The 4840-nt window shown below is 68.1% G+C and carries 7 protein-coding genes; 2 read left to right on the plus strand and 5 right to left on the minus strand.

The features are described from left to right. The 4 genes from VOI19_RS14490 to VOI19_RS14505 all read right to left on the minus strand — a co-directional run. Window positions 1-380, minus strand: a 380-nt coding sequence (locus VOI19_RS14490; RefSeq protein WP_323793671.1) for a hypothetical protein, incomplete at its 3' end; no start/stop codon positions are given. Window positions 381-724: 344 nt separating this feature from the next. Further along, window positions 725-2077: an NAD(P)/FAD-dependent oxidoreductase gene (locus VOI19_RS14495; protein WP_323793672.1), complete on the minus strand. Its 1353-nt coding sequence runs from the start codon at window positions 2075-2077 to the stop codon at window positions 725-727. Beyond that, complete coding sequence (locus tag VOI19_RS14500) at window positions 2061-2309, minus strand: hypothetical protein (protein WP_323793673.1); 249 nt, start codon at window positions 2307-2309, stop codon at window positions 2061-2063. Before VOI19_RS14500 ends, VOI19_RS14495 begins: the two co-directional genes overlap by 17 nt. Continuing rightward, on the minus strand, window positions 2302-2601 hold the full coding sequence (locus VOI19_RS14505) for a thioredoxin family protein (protein WP_323793674.1): 300 nt from the start codon (window positions 2599-2601) through the stop codon (window positions 2302-2304). The genes VOI19_RS14500 and VOI19_RS14505 overlap by 8 nt, the downstream gene beginning before the upstream one ends. A gap of 55 nt (window positions 2602-2656) precedes the next feature. On the opposite strand from VOI19_RS14505, the gene VOI19_RS14510 reads away from it, so the two are divergent. Continuing rightward, window positions 2657-3058 carry a heavy metal-responsive transcriptional regulator gene (locus tag VOI19_RS14510; RefSeq protein ID WP_323793675.1) on the plus strand — a complete coding sequence of 134 codons (402 nt, stop codon included), beginning with the start codon at window positions 2657-2659 and terminating at the stop codon, window positions 3056-3058. A gap of 496 nt (window positions 3059-3554) precedes the next feature. Here VOI19_RS14510 and VOI19_RS14515 read toward each other — a convergent pair whose 3' ends face one another. Further along, the gene (locus tag VOI19_RS14515; RefSeq protein ID WP_323793676.1) at window positions 3555-4088 is read right to left on the minus strand and encodes a helix-turn-helix domain-containing protein; all 534 of its coding nucleotides are present in this window, start codon (window positions 4086-4088) and stop codon (window positions 3555-3557) included. A gap of 90 nt (window positions 4089-4178) precedes the next feature. Between VOI19_RS14515 and VOI19_RS14520 the strand changes: the two genes are divergently transcribed. Then, on the plus strand, window positions 4179-4835 hold the full coding sequence (locus tag VOI19_RS14520; RefSeq protein ID WP_323793677.1) for an SDR family NAD(P)-dependent oxidoreductase: 657 nt from the start codon (window positions 4179-4181) through the stop codon (window positions 4833-4835). Window positions 4836-4840 lie beyond the last annotated feature (5 nt).

A 4840-nucleotide genomic window follows, 5' to 3' on the forward strand; every position in this document is an offset into this window, starting at 1 on the left:
GGCATGACGGTGCCGTAGTCGTTGATGGACAGGGTGACGGTGATGGTGGCGGGGCAGGGATGTGTGGTGGAGGTGAAGACGAGCTGGTAGAGCCCCGCGGTGCCGGAGGTCCCGGTCTTGGTGAAGCTCGTCGTGGTGGTGCCGGCGTCGTCGTAGGTGGTGACCGGGACCGGGGTGGTGGCCGGGTCCGGGTCCAGTGACAGGTCGATGGTCCCGATGCCGTTGCCGGTGTCGCCGCGGGTGGCGAGCAAGGTGACGGTGGGGGTGCCGCCGCTGACGGCGTGTGCAGGAGCGGCGCCGGCGAGGACGATCGCGGGGGTGGCCCAGGCGGTGGTGGCGAGGACGGTGCGGCGGGAGTGTGGGAGCGGTTCTCTGGTCATGGTGAGCACGGTCCGATCCGAGTGTTCAACTCGCTGGAACCGCCCCATGCGGTCACCTGTGGCTGAACCTAGACCTGTGCCCCACGTCCGTAAAGAGGTTCGGGTTGCACGCGTCGCCGGGCTCGGACGAAGCGCGTCCCGCCGGCGGCGGCCATCACGAGCCCGAGCCCGATCAGGGCCCAGCGGGCCGTCAGCCCGCAGGCGTCAGTCCGGGAACGTCACCCGGGTGTCGGAGTGGCACCGGTAGCGGTGCGGGTTCTTGGCCAGGTGCTGCTGGTGCTGTTCGGCGCAGTAGTCGGCTGGCCTCATTTGGCGCCCCCGGGTCCATTGGATCCCGAGCGCGGTCAGAGCATGGAGCCGAGGTCCGAGCCCACGGTGGGATAGGCGGCGGTCGCGGACTTCAGCTGTCGGGTGGTGAGGCCGAGCTTGATGGCCAGGCCCAGGGTGTTGATGAGCTCGCCGTACTCCGGTCCGAACAGGTGGGCTCCCACGACCTGGTCGGTGGACCGGTCGATGAGGATTTTCGCCGCCGAAGTGGTCTCCCCGATCCGATAGCTGGAGTACCAGCCGCTGGTGTCGGAGTAGCGCATGGCGAGGTCGATGCCCTGGTCGCGGGCCTCGGCCTCGAGCATGCCCACGCGAGTCAGCTCGGGGATGGTGAAGACCGCGGTGGGGATGCCGGCGTAGTCGGGTGCGTTGGTCTGCTGCTTGAGCATGTTGGAGGCGGCGACCTTGGCCTCGGAGACGGCGACCGGCGTCAGTGGCATGCCGGCGGTGTCGGCGGAGTCGCCGGCGGCCCAGACGACGGGGTTGGTGGTGCTCTGCAGGTGGGCGGCGACCTTGATGCCGCGCTCGCCCCACTCGACCCCTGCGGCGTCGAGTCCGAGGTCCGCCAGCTCGGCGACGCGGCCGGCGCCGTGCACGACGAGGTCGGTCTCGATCGTCTCCCGCTCGCCGTTGCGCTCGATGGTGACCTGGTAGCCGTCGTCGTTCGGCTGCACGTCCACGATGCTGGTGCGGCGCCGCAGGTCGATGCCGACCTGGGTGCTTCGCTCGACCATGAGCTCGACGAGGTCGGGGTCGAAGCCCTTCAGCGGTCGCTCGCCGCGGTCGACCACGACGGCGCTGGTGCCGGCTCGGGCGAGGATGTGGGCGAACTCGAAGGAGATGAAGCCGCCGCCGCCGAACAGGACGCGGGCGGGCAGCTGTGCCAGGTCGAGGAAGTCGGAGCTGTCGATGAGGTGCTCGTGGCCGGGGAAGTCCAGTGGACGCGGCTGCGCCCCGGTGGCGACGAGGAAACGGTCGGCCTCGTAGGTCACGCCGTCGATCTCGAGAGTCTGCGGGCCGGTGAACCGTGCACGGCCGTGCAGCGTGGTGACCCCGCTGTCGACCAGCCCGTCCTCCATGCTCTGCGGGACCGGGTCGGTGAAGCCGTGCTTGTGCTTCATCAGGTCGGCCCAGTTGATGGTCAGTCCGTTGCTGTCGACGCCCTTGCCGTGCATCAGTCGGGCGCTGTCGATGACCTCGGCGCCGCGGCGCAGGATCTTCTTCGGGTCGCACCCACGCAGGGCGCAGGTTCCGCCGTACGGCCGTGAGTCCACGATCGCCACGGACCAGCCCTGGGCCGCGCACTTGTTCGCTGCGGCGACCCCGGCCATGCCGGCGCCGATCACGATCAGGTCATAGGTCTGCGTCATGGGAAACTTCCTCTTGAGAGGTACGGCGTCGTGAGTTCAAGTGGCGCAGGTAGCGGAGACCGCCGACGGCAGCGAGGGCGAGCCCCATGCCGACGAGGACCAAGCTCTGCAGGGACCAGCCGGCGATGGCGCCGACCACGCCCAACGAGAGCAGGACTGGAAGACCGCAGCAGAGGCCGAGGGCGCCGACGAGCACCGCGACCGGGGCGAGGGCGGCGGTCTGCTCACGCATCGGCCAGGACCGCCCTGAGCTGGTCGAGCGTCGGTGCGCCTTGGAACCCGTCGGGCGTCGGGTAGCGGCGGCAGGCGAAGGCGACCGCATCGCCGGTCTTGGCGAAGACGTCCACACCGTCGACCTGGATGCTCGGCGAGCCTCGGAAGCCGGTGCGCTCGGCTTCAGCCGGGGTCTCGACGAGGTGGTGGGTGACCCGGAGGTCGGCGCGCTCCGCGGCCAGGGTCTCGAGCCGCTCGTCGGCGATCTTCCAGCTCGGGCAGTTCTCGAAGTAGAGCAGTGTGACGTCCATGCCTGGGACGCTAGACCTTGATCCGTGGTGCAAGGTCAACACCTAGGGTGGAGCCATGCGGATAGGAGACGTCGCCGAGGCTGCTGGGGTGCCCGCCCAGACGATCCGCTTCTACGAGCGCCGGGGCCTCCTGCCCCAGCCCGAACGGACCCCCAACGGCTACCGGGACTACGACGACTCGGTCCTGGCCCGGCTCGCGTTCATCCGGTCGGGGCAGGCTGCCGGGCTCACCCTGGTCGAGCTGGGCAGCGTCCTGGAGCAGCGTAGGGAGGGATCCGTCCCGTGCGCCCACGTCCAGGAGCTACTGGCGTCGAAGCTGCGCGATGTCGAGAAGCGACAGCGCGAGCTGGCCGAGCTCGCCACCGAGCTCGAGCAGCTACTCAGCCGCAGCCACGAGCTCGATCCAGCGGACTGCACCGACCCGCAGAGCTGTCACATCATCGCGCCCCGCGACTGACCCGCCCGAGCTCGCCAAGCGCGTAGTCTCAACAGATGCGGCGCATTCTCACCACGGCGGTAGCGATGTACGGCCTCGCGATTGTGGGCACTCACGTGGCGGAGGCGGCCGGCATGCGTCGTTGCCACTGTTCTGACGCCTGCTGGTGTCGGCGTCCTGGGCTCAGCGCTTTCCGGTGGGTGGCTCCGGTCGGCCACCGCTGACCACCTCAAAGCCGGCGAGCGGTGGCGTGACCACCTTCTGTTGATGCAGAACAGTGACCTGAGCACCGCGCGGCGTGAGCGCCCCGACGACCGTCAGGCCTCAGATTCAGTCGGGGAGCTTCACGCCGGTGTTGGCGTGGCACCGGTAGCCGTTTACGTGCTTTGCCAAGTACTGTTGGTGGTGCTCGGCGTAGTAGTCCGGCGGCGGCGATCGAGTGCGCGCACGACTCTGTCGAGGGTCGGGCGGCGGTTCGCCTGGCGCTCGCCCCGTCAAGCCCTCGTGTGGCGGGTTCTCATCGGGAGAGAACGATGTCGAGGACAGCCCGCGTCTCGGCGGCGCTGGTGGGATGCGACAGAAGGCCTTCGACCGCGAAGGTAGTGAGCCTGGCTGCTGCTGTCCGGTCTGGCTCAGGGACGCCCTGCTTGTCGAGGTGGGCGGTGACGAGGCTGTCCATCAGGGCATGGAAACCGTCGTGCCAGGTGGCGACGACCGAGGCGTGCTCGCTGCGGGCGTGCACGACGCCGATCAGGGTGCGGTGGCGACTGAGTCTCTCCAGCGCCCACAGCACCTGATCGATGAGCGGCGCACCGGCCTGCTGGTCGAACTCCTCCAACGCGTCCGCCAGGAGGTGGTCCAGGGCCGCGACCAGGAGAGCGTCCTTGTCATCGACGTACCAGTAGATCGTGGTGGGGGTGACGCCTGCGGCTTGGGCGATACGTGCCATCGACGTCTGCTCGAATCCAGCCTCACTGAAAAGCCTCGCCGCGGCGGTCACGATCTCGTCAAGCTTCTCGCTGCGGTCTTGAGGGCGTCTGTTGCGCGGCACACACCGACCCTATCTTGACCATCATTCAAGAGCCCGACTACCGTCTTGTATGGCAGTCAAGAGGCGTCGATCGGAGATCTTGTGGACGACATGAGTAGAGCGGCGCTGGTCACCGGCGCAAGCTTCGCGTGGCTGCTCGCAGGAGAAGGCCACCCGCTCTTGCTCGTCGCTCGACGCGAGGACCGGCTGCAGGATCTAGCCGCGGAACTCCGCGCCACGCACGGGGTCCGCTGCGAAGTCTTCGCGGCCGACCTCACCGATCCCGACACCCCGGCGCGGGCCACGGACTACGCGACAGCCCAGGGCCTCGACATCGAGGTCCTCATCAACAATGCCGCCCTGTCCGGCAACGACACGTTCGCAAACACGCCCTGGCCGACTCTCGCCGCCGAGATCCAGCTGATGATCACCGCCGTCACCGAGCTGGCGCACCGTGTCGCGCCGGGCATGAAGGAGCGCGGGTGGGGTCGCATCGTCAACGTCTCCTCCCTGGCCGCGTTCGCTCCACCGGCCGAGAGCCTGCTCTACACCGGCATCAAGAGCTACGTGCTGCACATGTCCCAGGCGCTCGACATGGAGCTGAGGCGCGACGGCATCAACGTCACCGCACTGTGTCCCGGATTCACCCGCAGCGCGTTCCACGACGTCATGGGAACCCGCGACATATTAAATGACGCCGAACGCAAAGCGCAGGATCGCCAGAACAACAACAATCAAACCGATCAGATAAATAATGCTACGCATTAGAATAG

This window comes from Nocardioides sp., from assembly GCF_034670285.1.
Lineage (GTDB): Bacteria > Actinomycetota > Actinomycetes > Propionibacteriales > Nocardioidaceae > Nocardioides.